The organism is Cupriavidus sp. 207A1 (assembly GCF_057798955.1).
Genome location: NZ_JBYOJO010000001.1, coordinates 314,393 through 326,878 on the forward strand (window position 1 = coordinate 314,393; position 12,486 = coordinate 326,878).

The window sequence follows — 12,486 nt, forward strand, 5'->3', positions numbered from 1 at the left end:
GCAAGCAGAGAACAACCAGAGGAGACCGAAATGAAGCGCATCGTTCAAGCCGTTCTTTTTTCTGCCGCGTTGTTGGCCAATGCAGCGGTCGTCGCGGCGAACACGTATCCAGGCAACAAGACCATCAAGATTGTCGCGGCGTTCTCGGCCGGCAGCGCCACCGACACCAGCGCGCGGATCCTCGCGGAAGAACTGCGCAAGGACCTGGGGACAACGGTCGTCGTCGAGAACCGCCCCGGTGCCCAGGGCGTGATCGGTACCGAATACGCAGTCAAGTCACCGAAGGATGGCTATACCCTGACCATATCGAGCAGTTCCATCAATTCGATCAATCCCGGGCTGGTGAAGAATCTTCCGTACGATGCGACGCAAGATTTCACCCACATCGCGCGCCTGACCACCATGCCGGCATTGCTGCTGGTTCGGCATGACAGCGATATCAAGACGGTGGCGCAGCTTGTGGAACGGGGCAAGAGCGGCAAGCTGAACTTTGGCTATGGCTCGCCGGGTGGCCAGGTTGCGGCGGAAGCGTTCAACCGGATTGCCGGTATCCAGGCCGTTGGCGTTTCCTACAAGAGCCAGCCTCCGGCGCTGACAGACCTGGCCGGCGGACAGATCGACTATGTCGTCGGCGACCTGTCGGTCGCGACGGCGCTGATGAGGGGAGGAAAGATCCGCGCGCTGGCGGTCAGCACGGAGCATCGCCTGCCCGAGTGGAAGAACGTCCCCACGTTTGCGGAATCGGGCTTCAAGGCCTACGACCTGGTCTTCTGGGTCGGCCTTGCCGGGCCGGCAGGGATGCCGCCGGAAGTCGTGCAGCGCCTGAATGCGTCGGTCAACAAGGCACTGGCCAGGCCTGAGGTGCGCGAGCGCTTCATGGGCATGGGCATGGAGGTCGCGCCCAATGGGGTCGAGGCGCAGCAACAATTTGTGCGCGCGCAGCTGCAAAGCTGGGCCACCCGGATGAAAGAGGCGAACATCAAGCCCGAGTGAACTGGCAATGCGCTCGATCGGGGCCTGGCCCGCCAAGGCTACACGGAGGCCCCGCATTGGCTGCGAGGCGGCGCCGGCCGCGGTCAGTGGACGGTGATGCCAGGCACTCGCCCTTGGAAGTGCTGCAGCAGGCTCTGGATAAGGAAGATGGTGACTAGCCGGACGATAACCCTTGGTAGAATGCGGTATGGCTCGCCTGACTCCTCCCTCCTCGCCGAAGTTCCTGCTGCCGCGCGCTGCCGATGCCGTTGGTCCGCAGAACGAGGCGGAACGTCGTCTGTATGAACTCATCGTGGATGGGCTCAACAGCGGCGAAGGGACCGAATACGCGCGGGTTGAAGATTTCGCTGCCGAGTTCCGCGCCCGCCTGCAAAACCGCAAACGCTAAGCCGTGGCGCTGCGCCTGAGGCTGCGTCCCGCCGCGCGCGGTGACGCCGATGCGGCCCAAGACTGGTATGACGATGCCGCGTCAGGCCTTGGCGAGGCCTTTACCGACGAACTGCTAAGCGTGCTGGCCTTCCTGGTCGAGCATCCGACCGTTGGCTCGCGCCGCTATGCCCATCTGCTTCCGGACGCATCGCTGCGCGTCTGGTCCCTCGATCGCTTTCCCTTCCTGGTGTTCTACCGCGTGAGCGGTGAGGTGCTGGACGTCGTGCGCGTTCTGCATGAGCGCCGGGACATCGTGGCGAGTCTGATTGCCCATTGACCCGGCGCACTGAGCACCGTCGACATCCGCGGCAGCGGGTTAGTTGAGCGGGTAACTGCCAGGGAATCCTCGCCGGGCCGGGCTCTCTAAGCTCCAGACCGTGACGATAAAGGCCAAGGCAACCATGTCAGGCAAGACCCAATACGACGTACTCGACACCGGCACCGGCAAGCCAGTCAAGCTGTGGACGCGCGGCGTGCCGGTGGAGGGGGCCGCGCGCGAGCAGCTGGTGAACACGGCCCGGATGCCGTTTATCTTCCGCCATCTGGCGGTGATGCCGGACGTACATCTGGGCAAGGGCTCGACCATCGGCTCGGTGATCCCCACGGTTGGCGCCGTTATTCCCGCGGCGGTGGGCGTGGATATCGGTTGCGGCATGATGGCGGTGAAGACCTCTCTGACCGCTTCCGACCTGCCCGACAACCTGGGCCAGCTGCGCAGCGCGATCGAGCATGCCGTGCCGCATGGCCGCAGTGCGCAGGGCGGGCGGCGCGACCAGGGTGCCTGGGGCAATGCGCCGGCGCATGTCGATGCCGCCTGGGCCGAGATGGCGCCGGGCTTTCGCCGCATCACCGACAAGTACCCGCACCTGGCGCGCGCCAACCATCGCAATCACCTGGGCACGCTGGGCACCGGCAATCACTTCATCGAGGTGTGCCTGGACGAGGCGCAGTCGATCTGGTTCATGCTGCACAGCGGCTCGCGCGGCATCGGCAATGCGATCGGCACGACCTTTATCACGCTGGCGCAGCAGGACATGCGCCAGCACCTGGCCAACCTGCCGGACCGCGACCTGGCTTACCTGGTGGAAGGCTCCTCGCACTACGAGGACTACATCTACGCGGTGTCATGGGCCCAGGCCTACGCGCGCCGCAACCGCGAACTGATGATGGAGGCGGTGCTGGCCGCGGCGCAGCGGGTACTGCGCAAGCCGTTCCAGGCGCAGCTGGAAGCGGTGAACTGCCATCACAACTACGTGCAGAAGGAACATCACTTCGGCGCCGACGTGCTGGTCACGCGCAAGGGCGCGGTCAGCGCGCGCGCCGGCGAGCTGGGCATCATCCCGGGCTCGATGGGCGCGCGCTCGTTCATCGTGCGCGGCAAGGGCAATCCGGAGTCATATTGTTCCTGCAGCCACGGCGCGGGCCGCACCATGAGCCGCAGCGAGGCCAAGCGCCGCTTCACCGTGGCCGACCAGCAGCAGGCCACGCAAGGCGTGGAGTGCCGCAAGGACGCCGCCGTGATCGACGAGATCCCGATGGCGTACAAGGATATCGACGCGGTGATGGCGGCGCAGTCCGACCTGGTCGAGGTGGTGCATACGCTGCGGCAGGTGGTGTGCGTGAAGGGATAGGGCGGGCGTGGTCGGTCGCCCGATGTTCAATCGACGACCAGGCTCATCTTGGCGGTGAATTTCTGCCAGCGATCGATGTCGGCGTTCACCAGCTTCTGGAATTCAGCGGGTGTGCTGGTGGTCGTCGCAAAGCCGAGTTGCGTCAGCGACGCCTTGATTTCCGGCTTGGCGATGGCCTTGGCGATTTCCGCGTTCAGCTTCTGTACGATCTCGGGGGGCGTATTGGCCGGGGCGAGGATGCCGAACCACTGGTCGACGTCGTAGCCGGCCACGCCAAGCTCGCTGACCGTGGGGACGTCGGGCAGGAACGGCGAGCGAGCCTTCGACGTGACGGCCAGCGCGCGCAGCTTGTTGCTCTTCAGGTAAGGAATGGTGTTGGTCAGCGTATTGACGCTGACCTCGGCCTGGTTGCCCAGCACGTCGGCGATGGCCGGAGCGCAGCCCTTGTACGGCACGTGCAGCATGTCGATCTTCGCCGAGAGTTTCAGCAACTCGCCGGCGAGGTGCTGCGGCGTGCCGTTGCCGCATGAGGCGTAGCTGGGCGGCGTGTTGCTCTTGCCGGCCGTGAGCAGGTCGTTGAGCGTGCGCAGCTTCGAGTGCGCGGGCACGGCGATCACGGAGGGCACCGAAGCGAAGGTGATGACCGCGCTGAAATCCGACTTCGGATTGAACTGCAGCTTCTTGAAGACGCTCGGGTTGATGGCGAAGCTGCTGTTGACGATCAGCAGTGTGTAGCCGTCACCCGGGCTCTTGGCGACAAACTCCGCGCCGATATTGCCGCTGGCGCCAGGACGGTTGTCGACCACCACCGGCTGCCCCAGCGACTTGCTGAGGTCTGCTCCGATCAGGCGCGCCAGCGAATCGGTCCCTCCTCCGGCCGGGAACGTCACCACCATGCGGATGGGCTTCTGCGGGAAGGTACTCGCCAGGTTCGCTTCGGCGCGGCCCGACACGGTTGTCAGGCTGCTTGCGACAAGGAGCAGGGATGCCAGACTGCGGACGACGGATAGGGGTCTCATTGATATGCCTCGTCGGTTAGGGTGAAGGGAAGGGGGAAGCCGGTCAATCGGGATCTATACGCACCGCCTCGCTGCACTCGCCGCCCGCGCGTGCCAGCGCCGCGGCCGCCGCAAGTGCCGCATCGCTGCCCGCATGGATGCGGTAGAGGGGTTGCCCTGGCGCCACCTTTGCCCCGATCGTGCACAGCAGATCGACGCCCGCACCCAGCTCGCGCGGCGCCCCGGCGGCGCGCGCGACCCCAGAGATGCGCAGTCCATCGATGGCGGCCACGCGGCCTTGCATGGCCGCGCTTACCACGCAGGTATGCGCGCCGGGTGCCACGGGCTCGGTGCGCGCGCCCTGCGCGGCGGCAATGCGGTCGAATGCGGCCTTGGCCTTGCCTTCGCTGAGCAACGCGGTGGCAATGCGCAGGCCCTCCGCGGGCGATCCCACGCGTGCATCGAAGGCGATGATTTCGCCGGCGAAGCGCAAGGCTTTATCTCGCAGGTCCGCGGGGGCACCGGGATCGTTGGCGAGCACCTGGCGCACATCGCGCACTTCCAGTGCGGGCCCGATGCCGCGGCCGATCGGCCGGCCGCCGTCGGTCACCAGCGCGCGCACGTGCAGGCCGAGCCCCTTGCCGACATGCTCGAACATCGCGCCCAATGCCTCGGCGTCGGCGCGCGTGGCCAGCTTGGTCTGCGCGCCATAGGGCAGGTCGACGATGATGTGAGTGGCGCCGGCGGTGTATTTCTTCGACAGGATCGACGCCACCGACCAGCGCCGCGAGTCCAGGCGCAGCGGGCGCGTGATCGCGTTCATCACGTCGTCGACCACCGAATGGTTGAGGCGACCGTTCCAGGCGATGCAGGCGCGTGCCTGGGCCACGCAACGGCGCACGTCGTCGTGCGCCAGGTCGACGCGCGCCACGGTCTCCATGGCGTCGGCCGTGCCGGCAGCGGAGGTGATCGCGCGCGACGAAGTCTTGGGCATGGCCAGCCCATATGCCGCAACGATCGGCACCACGATCAGCGTGATGCGGCTGCCGGGCACGCCGCCGATGGAGTGCTTGTCGACCACGATGGGCTCGTCCCATTCGATGCGGGGCGTGAATGCCGTACGCGCACGTGCCAGTGCCACCACCTCCTCGTCGCCCAGCGAGCGGGTCGCGGCAACCAGGAACTCGGTCAGCTCGGACTCGGTGTACCGGCCCGCCATGGCGTCCTGCAGCACCGCGACGTAGGCGGCTTCGTCGAGCGGCTCGCCGCGCAGCTTGGCCATCAGGTTGGTGCGGCTGGTCGGTGCCCCGTCACTGGATGCGCGCGTGCCTTGGCGCAGCGCCTGGACGAAGCGGGCCTTGCCCACCTCCAGCGTGCTGTCGTTCGACACCGTCATGCACCGGACTTCCGGAGGCAGCGCCGCACCCGTCCGTGCCACGCGCCTGGCAACCTCCTCGCCCGATTCACGCCCGCGTGCGGCAATGCGGCGTGCCAGCACGTCATGCGGCGCCGTCACCAGGACCACCACGAAGCGCGGCAGGCGGGCGGCAAGTTCCGCGATGACGGCGCGCGAGCCGTTGGCGACGACGTTGCGCCCACGCTCCAGCTCCGACACCAGCGAGCGCGGCAGGCCATAGCGCAGCTCGTGCGCATCCCAGGTCACCAGGAACTCGCCGTTGGCCTGGCGCCGCGCGAACTCCGCCTCCGAGACGCCCTCATGCGCCTCGCCGGCCGCACCCTCGGGCCGCGTGATGACGCGCCGGGCGAATACATAGTTGTCATCGAGCGCCGCCCGCGCCCCGTCCATCAGCGAATCCTTGCCCGCGCCACTGGGGCCCACCACAAAGAAGAACGTGCCGCTCGCGTTCATGGCCAATACCTTAGATGTCGAAGTTGTTTGGCAATGCTAGCACCGGTCCCACGGCTGTCAAGAAAAGTTCGATGTCTAAGATTATGCAAGCTGCGGGCCAGCGCCCGAAGATCCAGCAGGCACGGGGGATGCGAGCGTTCGTAGGGGAAAACACGGGGGCGCGGCGTGCGCGTTTGCGGTGCCTGGTGCCGCCAATGCGCGCATGGCGCACCGATGGAGTGAACGCTACATTGGAGGGCGCGGCGGCGCGGTCCGCCAACGCCGCGCGCACGGTGGAGGCGCTATCATGTGCGCTGTTGCGGGCACCGTCGATCCGGTGCCGCATGGATGCGTTTCACTTTCCGCTTACCACTATGGCCACAAGAAAGCCGGATGCCCCGGTCACGATCACGCCACCGGAAGAAGCCGATGAAGAGCGGCTTGCCCACCTGGTGAAGGACGCCGCGCGCGCCTATATCCGGGCGCTGCAACTGCGCCTGGCGGAACATTCGGTGTCGTACGGCCACTGGACCATCCTGCGCATCCTGTGGCGCCATGACGGCCTGTCGCAGCGCGAACTGAGCGAGCGCGCCGGCGTGACCGAGCCCACTACCTTTGCGGCGGTCAAGGCGCTGGAGGCGCTTGGCTACGTCGAACGCACGCACCTGCCCGGCAACAAGAAGAAGGTGCATGTGTTTCTCAGCAAGACCGGGCGCGCGCTGCGCCGCAAGCTCGAGCCGCTGGCGACCGAGGTCAATGCGCTGAGTGTGGAGGGCGTGAGCGAACAGGACGTGGCGACCACGCGCCGGGTCCTGATCACCATCGCCAAGCGCCTGGTTGCCGACGAGATCGCCTCGGCGGAAAACGGACGGCGCGTACCGTCGACGCAGGAAGTCGGGCGGCTGCTGTCGGACCTGTAGTCCGAGGCTGCCATCGCCAATGAAAAGGCCCCCGCCGGCGCGGCCGGCGAGGGCGAATGCCTCGGGTAGAAGGCGTGAAACGGTGTGCGGGCGCCGTCGCGGGCGTCAGGGGCTCAGGCTTCGTCCAGCCCGATATCCACGGCCGGCGCGGACTGCGTGATCCGGCTGGTCGAGATGTAGTCGACGCCGGTTTCCGCCACCGCCCGGATGGTCTCCAGCCGGATGCCGCCCGACGCCTCGACCTTGGTGCGGCCATTGACGATCTGCACCGCCTCCTTCATGTCGGGCACCGACATGTTGTCCAGCATGATCACGTCGACGCCGGCGGCCAGTGCCTCGCGCACCTGCTCGAGCCGGTCGCATTCCACTTCCAGCTTGGTCAGCACCGGCAGCTTGCGGCGCACGCGTTCCACCGCCGCGGCGATGCTGCCGCAAACGGCGATGTGGTTGTCCTTGATCATCACGCCGTTGTCCAGGCTCAGCCGGTGGTTCAGGCCGCCGCCGCAGGTGACCGCGTGCTTTTCCAGTGCGCGCAGGCCGGGGGTGGTCTTGCGGCTGTCGATCAGGCGCGCCCTGGTATGCGCAATGGCCTGCGCATAGGTGGCGGTCTGGTTGGCGATGCCGCACAGCCGCTGCATGATGTTCAGCGCGGTACGCTCGGCCGTCAGCACGCTGCGCGCATTGCCGCTCACGTTGAGCAGCACTGCGCCCTTGCCGACCTTGTCGCCGTCGGCCACGCGCACGTCGATCGACAAGGCCGGATCGTAGCGGGCGAAGATGCGTGCCGCCACGTCGATGCCGGCGACGATCATCGGCTCGCGGGCGTTCATGCAGAAGGTGCCGGTCTCGCCCGGTTCGATCATGGTCTGGACGGTCAGGTCGCAGAGTCCGATGTCTTCGGTCAGCCAGAGGTCGATCAGCTTGTCGGTGGCATAGAGGTCGTACATGTGAAGGCTCCTGAACGGTGGGTGTCGTACCTCAATAATCTTAGAGATCGAAGTACATGGCGTAATACTAGCGCCTTGCCGCGCCCTGTCAAGGAATATTCGACGTCTAAGTTTATGCGCGCCGGAAGCGCCACGCGGGCGCGCTAGCGCCCGAACTGCCCCAGCACCGTCCCCACTGCCTCCAGCCCGGCCTCGATCATGTGCTGCATGTAGCTGCCCATCTGCGGCATCACCAGCATCAGCACCAGCAGCCCGCCCGACAGCGTCACCGGGAAGCCCACCGCGAAGATCGACAGTTGCGGCGAGGCGCGGTTGAGGATGCCCATGGCGAGGTTCAAAATCAGCAAGGCGGCGATCATCGGCAGCGCCAGCAGCAGTCCCGAGGCGAACACCATGCCGCCGGCCCGCGCCACGGCCAGGGCGCCGCCCGCGGACAGCGGGGTGCCGCCGGGGTTGCCACCGATAGGCAGGCTATTGAAGCTGTCCACCAGCGCGCCCAGCATCAGCAGGTGGCCGTCCAGCGCTAGGAACAGCAGCACCGCGACCAGGTTCAGGAAGCGCGACAGCACCATGGTCTGGCCGCCGGCGGCGCGGTCGAAGAAGGAGGCGAACGACAGGCCCATCTGCAGCCCGATGATCTCGCCGGCCTGCTGCACCGTGGCAAACACCAGGCGCATGACGAAGCCCGTGGCCAGGCCGATGCCGACTTCATTGAGGATGATCATCAGCCCGCCGAAGGAGTACACCGGCACCACCGGCAGCTGGGCGATGGTGGGCGAGACCACCATCGCGATCATTGCCGACAGCGCGATCTTGGCGCGCCGCGGGATGGTCGACTCACCGAACAGCGGCGCGGTGCCGACCAGCGCGAGGATGCGGAAAAACGGCCACAGGAAAGCCGCAAGCCAGCCGTAGAGCTGGGCTGAGGTGAACTCGATCACGGCGGCGGGTCAGCGGGCAGGCAGGGGGAGGGACGGCAACGGGGGCAGTGGCGGATGGCGGCCGCCGTCAGTGCGCCAGCGCGGGAATGCTCTGGAACACCTCGCGCATGTAGTCGACCATCGCGTTGATCATCCACGGGCCGGCCAGCACCATGGTGGCGAACAGCGCGATCAGCTTGGGGATGAAGCTCAGCGTCATCTCGTTGATCTGGGTCGCGGCCTGGAACAGGCTGACCACCAGGCCGGCGGCCAGTGCCACCAGCAGCAGCGGGGCGGCCAGCAGCAGGGTCATCTTCATCGCCTGGGTGGCGATGGTCATTACGGTCTCTGGGGTCATGGCTCTTGCGAAGAAAAGGCTGGCGCTGGCGGCCGGCGTCAGCCCATGAAGCTCTGCGCCAGCGAACCCAGCAGCAGCTGCCAGCCATCCACCAGCACGAACAGCATCAGCTTGAACGGCAGCGAGATGGTCGCCGGCGGCACCATCATCATGCCCATCGCCATCAGCACGCTGGCGACTACCAGGTCGATGATCAGGAACGGGATAAAGATGGTGAAGCCGATCTGGAACGCGGTCTTGAGCTCGCTGGTAACGAAGGCCGGCACCAAAATGCTGAGCGGCACTTCCTCCGGCCCCTGCATCTCGGGCGCCTTGGCCATCTGCGCGAACATGGCCAGGTCTTTCTCGCGGGTCTGGCGCAGCATGAAGGCCTTGAGCGGCTCGGCGGCCTTGGCCGCGGCGGCTTCGAGGCTGAGCTTGTTTTCGGACAGCGGCTTGTAGGCGTCGTTGTAGACACGGTCGAACACCGGCGCCATCACGAAGAAGGTCAGGAACAGCGACAGCCCCACCAGCACCTGGTTGGGCGGCGAGGTGGCCGTGCCCAGCGCGTTGCGCAGCAGCCCCAGCACGATGATGACGCGGGTGAAGCCGGTCATCATCAGCATCGCCGCGGGCAGGAACGACAGCGAGGTCAGCAGCACCAGCGTCTGCACCGGCAGCGACCAGATCTGGCCGCCGCCCGGGGCGGGCTTGCTGATCACGCCGGGCAGCGCCTGGGCCCAGGCTGGCGCGGGCGCCAGCGCGGCAATGGCCAGCGTCAGCGCCAGCAGGCACAGCAGCGGCAAGGACAATAACGAGGCCGGGCGCGCGGCGCGGGCAGGGCGCGGCAGCGGTCGCCACAGCGTGGCACGCGGGGAAGTCATGATTTGAAGTGAGCCTGCATCGAGCGCAGCAGCTTTTCAGCAAAAGTGCCGCCGGTGGGCGGTTGCGACGGTCCGGCGACGACGTGCGCGCCGGTCTGGCCGGCGGCCGGCGAGCCGGCCGCCATGGTGTGCAGCGGCCGGATCTCGCCGGGGCTGACGCCCAGCACCAGCCAGGTATCGCCGACCTCGACCAGAACCAGGCGCTGGCGTGCGCCTAGCATGGTGCTGCCGACCACCTTCATCGCGCCGCCGGTGGCGTGGCGCACCAGGCCGGCACGCCGTGCCATCCAGGCCAGGCCCAGGATCAGCGCGATGATGGCGAACAGCCCCAGCCCGGCCTGCGCCAGGCTGGCCGCGCCGCTGATGGCTGGTGCCGGCGTGCCTTCGGCCGCCATTGCGGCGCCGGGAAGCGCGGCAAGCGCAGCCAGCGGGGCGCGGGTTGCGGCTGTCATTTGTTCAGCTTCCGGATGCGTTCGGACGGCGTGATGATGTCGGTCAGGCGGATGCCGAACTTGTCGTTGACCACCACCACTTCGCCCTGGGCGATCAGGTAGCCGTTGACCAGCACGTCCATCGGCTCGCCGGCCAGGCCGTCCAGCTCCACCACCGAGCCCTGCGCCAGCTGCAGCAGGTTCTTGATCGGCACCTTGGTGCGGCCCAGTTCCACGGTCAGCTGCACCGGGATATCGAGGATCATCTCGATATCGTTGCGGAAGCCGCTCGGCGCTTCCTTGGCCAGCGGCGGGAAGACCGTGGCGGCGGCGGGCGTGGCGGCTGCCGATGCCGGCGCGGCAGCGGCGGGGATCTCGGCGGAAGTGGCGCTGGTTTGCTCGGCCAGCGCGCTGGCCCAGTCGTCCATCGGGTCGACCGGCTTGTCCTCGATGCCGTCAGTCATAATCGGTGTCCTCGGTATCCAGGTGGGAATCGCCGTCCTGGTGATTGATCATTCGTTCTACCCGCAGCGCGTACTGGCCGTTCATGGTGCCGAAGCCGCATTGCATCACGGGCACGCCGTCGACCTTGCCGAACACTTTCTCGGGCAGCTCGATCGGCAGCACGTCGCCGGCGCGCATCGCCAGCACCTCGGCCACGGTGCTCTGCAGGTGCGCGAACTCGGCCACCAGCTCGACCTCGGCCGCGCGCAGCTGCGTCGACAGCTGCGTGACCCAGCCCTTGTCGACCTCTTTCTCGTCCTGCAGCGGATTCATCAGCAGGTCCTTGAGGGGCTCGATCATCGCGTACGGCAGGCATACGTGCAGCTGGCCGCCGACGGCGCCCAGCTCGATGTGGAAGGCGGTGGTGACCACGGCCTCGTTGTGCGTGGCGACGTTGGCAAACTTGGGGTGCATCTCCGAGCGGATGTACTCGGTCTCGATCGGGTGCACGGTGCGCCAGGCATTGCCGTAGCTGGTCAGGGTCAGCTCCAGCATGCGCTGGATGATGCGTTGCTCGGTCTGGGTAAAGTCGCGGCCTTCCACGCGGGTGTGGAAGCGGCCGTCGCCGCCGAACAGGTTGTCGACCACCAGGAAGACCAGGTTGGGGTCGTAGACGAACAGCGCGGTGCCGCGCAGCGGCTTCAGGTGGACCAGGTTGAGGTTGGTCGGCATCGGCAGGTTGCGCGCGAAGTCGCCGAACTTCTCGATCCTGACGCTGCCCACGGAGATGTCCGCGCCGCGGCGGATGAAGTTGAACAGCGCCGTGCGCAGCGAACGCGCAAAGCGCTCGTTGATGATTTCCAGCGTATGCAGGCGGCCGCGGATGATGCGTTCCTGCGTCGCCAGGTTGTAGGGGCGGACCCCGCCCTCGTCGGGCGCAGTCTCGCTGGCCTTGGGCGTATCGGCCTCGCCGGATACGCCCTTGAGCAGCTCGTCTACCTCGTCTTGCGAGAGGAACTTGTCGTAGGCCATCTAGTGTCCTGCCCCTTGTGCGGCGTTATGGATGAAACGTGCTGCCCTGGCTTGCGCTTACTGCACCACGAACGAGGTGAACAGCACGTCCAGCACGTGTTGCGCCGGCAGGCCGCTGGCAAACGGCTTGCTGATGGTGTCGCGGATGTCGTCGGCCAGCTTGCGCTTGCCGTCGACGGTGGCCAGTTCGGCCGGCTGCCGCGCGGACAGCAACAGCAGGATGCGGCTGCGCGCCTCGGGCAGGTACTGGGCCAGGCGCGCCTGGGTGGCGGCGTCAGCCACCTTCAGCGACAGCCCGGTATGCAGGAAGCGGTCGCCGTCCTCGCTGCGCAGGTTGACGGTGAACGCGTCCAGCGGCACGAAGATCGGCGGCGGGACAACCGGAGCGGCGGGCGCAGCGGGCGCCGCCGGCTGGCGGTTGCTCAGCACGCTGCCCAGCACGAAGCCTCCGGCACCCAGTGCCACCACCAGCACGCCGGCGCCGATCAGCAGCAGCCGGCCGCGCTTGCCTGTGTTGCCAGTCCGGGGAGGGGAAGCCGTGTTCGCCATGAGAAGCCTGTATCGGAATGCCTGCCATTCTTCCGGAATCGCAGGCCAGCAAAGGGCCGAAAAAAAGGGGGAAACCCTTTCAGCTTGGCCATTTGAGCGGAAAGGGAGCAGGCACGGCTACG

15 protein-coding genes are annotated in these 12,486 nt (G+C 67.0%); 5 read left to right on the forward strand and 10 right to left on the reverse strand.

Features of this window, described 5'->3' with window-relative positions; all coding sequences use genetic code 11:
- Positions 1–30 precede the first annotated feature (30 nt).
- The 4 genes from AC3FMM_RS01435 to AC3FMM_RS01450 all read left to right on the forward strand — a co-directional run bounded on the left by AC3FMM_RS01435 (position 31) and on the right by AC3FMM_RS01450 (position 3,053).
- Positions 31–993: a Bug family tripartite tricarboxylate transporter substrate binding protein gene (locus AC3FMM_RS01435; RefSeq protein WP_116313471.1), complete on the forward strand. Its 963-nt coding sequence runs from the start codon at positions 31–33 to the stop codon at positions 991–993.
- 187 nt (positions 994–1,180) lie between these two features.
- Positions 1,181–1,381 carry a hypothetical protein gene (locus tag AC3FMM_RS01440; protein ID WP_116313472.1) on the forward strand — a complete coding sequence of 67 codons (201 nt, stop codon included), beginning with the start codon at positions 1,181–1,183 and terminating at the stop codon, positions 1,379–1,381.
- A gap of 3 nt (positions 1,382–1,384) precedes the next feature.
- Positions 1,385–1,699, forward strand: coding sequence for a type II toxin-antitoxin system RelE/ParE family toxin (locus tag AC3FMM_RS01445; protein ID WP_326347869.1), 315 nt, complete (start codon positions 1,385–1,387; stop codon positions 1,697–1,699).
- Between the two features lie 124 nt (positions 1,700–1,823).
- Complete coding sequence (locus tag AC3FMM_RS01450) at positions 1,824–3,053, forward strand: RtcB family protein (RefSeq protein WP_488686014.1); 1,230 nt, start codon at positions 1,824–1,826, stop codon at positions 3,051–3,053.
- Between the two features lie 26 nt (positions 3,054–3,079).
- On the opposite strand, the gene AC3FMM_RS01455 is transcribed toward AC3FMM_RS01450, so the two are convergent.
- The gene (locus tag AC3FMM_RS01455) at positions 3,080–4,072 is read right to left on the reverse strand and encodes a tripartite tricarboxylate transporter substrate binding protein (RefSeq protein ID WP_116313475.1); all 993 of its coding nucleotides are present in this window, start codon (positions 4,070–4,072) and stop codon (positions 3,080–3,082) included.
- A 43-nt stretch (positions 4,073–4,115) separates the two neighbouring features.
- Positions 4,116–5,921, reverse strand: coding sequence for a phosphonate metabolism protein/1,5-bisphosphokinase (PRPP-forming) PhnN (phnN, locus tag AC3FMM_RS01460; RefSeq protein ID WP_488686015.1), 1,806 nt, complete (start codon positions 5,919–5,921; stop codon positions 4,116–4,118).
- 353 nt (positions 5,922–6,274) lie between these two features.
- Between phnN and AC3FMM_RS01465 the strand changes: the two genes are divergently transcribed.
- Positions 6,275–6,820 carry a MarR family winged helix-turn-helix transcriptional regulator gene (locus AC3FMM_RS01465; protein WP_012355207.1) on the forward strand — a complete coding sequence of 182 codons (546 nt, stop codon included), beginning with the start codon at positions 6,275–6,277 and terminating at the stop codon, positions 6,818–6,820.
- A gap of 113 nt (positions 6,821–6,933) precedes the next feature.
- Here AC3FMM_RS01465 and nadC read toward each other — a convergent pair whose 3' ends face one another.
- The 8 genes from nadC to fliL form a co-directional block, all read right to left on the reverse strand.
- Positions 6,934–7,767: a carboxylating nicotinate-nucleotide diphosphorylase gene (gene nadC / locus AC3FMM_RS01470; RefSeq protein ID WP_326347873.1), complete on the reverse strand. Its 834-nt coding sequence runs from the start codon at positions 7,765–7,767 to the stop codon at positions 6,934–6,936.
- Positions 7,768–7,910: 143 nt separating this feature from the next.
- On the reverse strand, positions 7,911–8,708 hold the full coding sequence (gene fliR, locus AC3FMM_RS01475) for a flagellar biosynthetic protein FliR (protein ID WP_115712306.1): 798 nt from the start codon (positions 8,706–8,708) through the stop codon (positions 7,911–7,913).
- Positions 8,709–8,775: 67 nt separating this feature from the next.
- Positions 8,776–9,045, reverse strand: coding sequence for a flagellar biosynthesis protein FliQ (gene fliQ, locus AC3FMM_RS01480; protein WP_012355210.1), 270 nt, complete (start codon positions 9,043–9,045; stop codon positions 8,776–8,778).
- Positions 9,046–9,083: 38 nt separating this feature from the next.
- The gene (gene fliP / locus AC3FMM_RS01485; protein ID WP_373429549.1) at positions 9,084–9,908 is read right to left on the reverse strand and encodes a flagellar type III secretion system pore protein FliP; all 825 of its coding nucleotides are present in this window, start codon (positions 9,906–9,908) and stop codon (positions 9,084–9,086) included.
- Positions 9,905–10,360, reverse strand: a complete 456-nt coding sequence (gene fliO, locus AC3FMM_RS01490) for a flagellar biosynthetic protein FliO (RefSeq protein ID WP_115712307.1) — start codon at positions 10,358–10,360, stop codon at positions 9,905–9,907. Before fliO ends, fliP begins: the two co-directional genes overlap by 4 nt.
- A complete protein-coding gene (fliN, locus tag AC3FMM_RS01495; RefSeq protein ID WP_111520041.1) occupies positions 10,357–10,803 on the reverse strand; it encodes a flagellar motor switch protein FliN in 447 nt (148 codons plus the stop codon). Before fliN ends, fliO begins: the two co-directional genes overlap by 4 nt.
- The gene (gene fliM, locus AC3FMM_RS01500) at positions 10,796–11,815 is read right to left on the reverse strand and encodes a flagellar motor switch protein FliM (RefSeq protein ID WP_012355214.1); all 1,020 of its coding nucleotides are present in this window, start codon (positions 11,813–11,815) and stop codon (positions 10,796–10,798) included. The genes fliN and fliM overlap by 8 nt, the downstream gene beginning before the upstream one ends.
- Positions 11,816–11,872: 57 nt before the next feature.
- A complete protein-coding gene (gene fliL, locus AC3FMM_RS01505) occupies positions 11,873–12,364 on the reverse strand; it encodes a flagellar basal body-associated protein FliL (RefSeq protein WP_115681794.1) in 492 nt (163 codons plus the stop codon).
- Positions 12,365–12,486: the final 122 nt, after the last annotated feature.

Excerpts from the sequence above, each read along its gene's own strand:
- AC3FMM_RS01435 (WP_116313471.1), top strand. The coding sequence starts at position 31 with ATGAAGCGCATCGTTCAAGCCGTTCTTTTTTCTGCCGCGTTGTTGGCC.
- AC3FMM_RS01440 (WP_116313472.1), top strand. The coding sequence starts at position 1,181 with ATGGCTCGCCTGACTCCTCCCTCCTCGCCGAAGTTCCTGCTGCCGCGC.
- AC3FMM_RS01450 (WP_488686014.1), top strand. The coding sequence starts at position 1,824 with ATGTCAGGCAAGACCCAATACGACGTACTCGACACCGGCACCGGCAAG.
- AC3FMM_RS01455 (WP_116313475.1), bottom strand. The coding sequence starts at position 4,072 with ATGAGACCCCTATCCGTCGTCCGCAGTCTGGCATCCCTGCTCCTTGTC.
- phnN (WP_488686015.1), bottom strand. The coding sequence starts at position 5,921 with ATGAACGCGAGCGGCACGTTCTTCTTTGTGGTGGGCCCCAGTGGCGCG.
- AC3FMM_RS01465 (WP_012355207.1), top strand. The coding sequence starts at position 6,275 with ATGGCCACAAGAAAGCCGGATGCCCCGGTCACGATCACGCCACCGGAA.
- nadC (WP_326347873.1), bottom strand. The coding sequence starts at position 7,767 with ATGTACGACCTCTATGCCACCGACAAGCTGATCGACCTCTGGCTGACC.
- fliQ (WP_012355210.1), bottom strand. The coding sequence starts at position 9,045 with ATGACCCCAGAGACCGTAATGACCATCGCCACCCAGGCGATGAAGATG.
- fliP (WP_373429549.1), bottom strand. The coding sequence starts at position 9,908 with ATGACTTCCCCGCGTGCCACGCTGTGGCGACCGCTGCCGCGCCCTGCC.
- fliO (WP_115712307.1), bottom strand. The coding sequence starts at position 10,360 with ATGACAGCCGCAACCCGCGCCCCGCTGGCTGCGCTTGCCGCGCTTCCC.
- fliN (WP_111520041.1), bottom strand. The coding sequence starts at position 10,803 with ATGACTGACGGCATCGAGGACAAGCCGGTCGACCCGATGGACGACTGG.
- fliM (WP_012355214.1), bottom strand. The coding sequence starts at position 11,815 with ATGGCCTACGACAAGTTCCTCTCGCAAGACGAGGTAGACGAGCTGCTC.
- fliL (WP_115681794.1), bottom strand. The coding sequence starts at position 12,364 with ATGGCGAACACGGCTTCCCCTCCCCGGACTGGCAACACAGGCAAGCGC.